1 protein-coding gene and 1 pseudogene are annotated in these 717 nt (G+C 43.7%); both read left to right on the top strand.

Annotated features, from left to right (window positions below; genetic code table 11):
- Nucleotides 1-204, top strand: a pseudogene (locus tag ACS8FC_RS17410) (alanine--glyoxylate aminotransferase family protein); the annotation flags it as partial.
- Nucleotides 205-364: 160 nt separating this feature from the next.
- On the top strand, nucleotides 365-717 hold a 353-nt coding region (locus ACS8FC_RS17405; protein WP_439297707.1), incomplete at its 3' end, for a YeeE/YedE family protein.

Here is a 717-nt window from a genome sequence, read left to right as displayed (position 1 = left end):
TATACCGATCGTGATGATATGCATAAAGGCAGCGCTTTTGCGGCAGCGGGTGTGCAAATCGCTGCTGGCGTACCCTTAAAAGTAGGTGAGCCTGATAGCTTTAAGACGTTCCGTTTGGGTCTGTTTGGCTTGGATAAATTAACCGATATCGATGGTACCGTAGCGCGTTTTGAGTCCGCACTGGATGAAGTATTAAGCCAGTAGTTATGATTGAGAAACCTTTATCATCATAAAATACTGAGCCGTTATTATAATCATACGTGCTCAGTATTTTTTTACCCTTTTATTATATTTTATAATATAATGTATTTATATAAATCGAAAGTTAAGCAAATACTTAATAAACCTAAATGGGTAGTCCGTTATGAGTATACAAATAGACTGGCAGGCATTTACACCGATATCTCTAGTAGGTGGTCTGATGCTAGGGGTAGCGACAGTTATCTTGCTGCTGGGCATTGGGCGTATAGCTGGTATCAGTGGTATTTTTTCAAGTTTGCTAAAACCCAAGCGTGTAGAGATGTGGCAGGTACTGTTTATACTGGGTTTGGTCATATCGCCCGTGCTGTACGGGCTAGCAAGACCGCTACCTAATGTACAGATCAGCACTTCTTTGCCATTGTTGGTTGTCGCAGGGCTATTGGTTGGCTTTGGGACGCGTCTTGGCTCAGGTTGTACCGGTGGGCATGGTATCTGCGGTAATGCCCGCCTGTCTCC

It is taken from the genome of Psychrobacter sp. 1Y4 (assembly GCF_051847555.1).
This window is presented reverse-complemented; position numbering and strand designations above follow the sequence as displayed.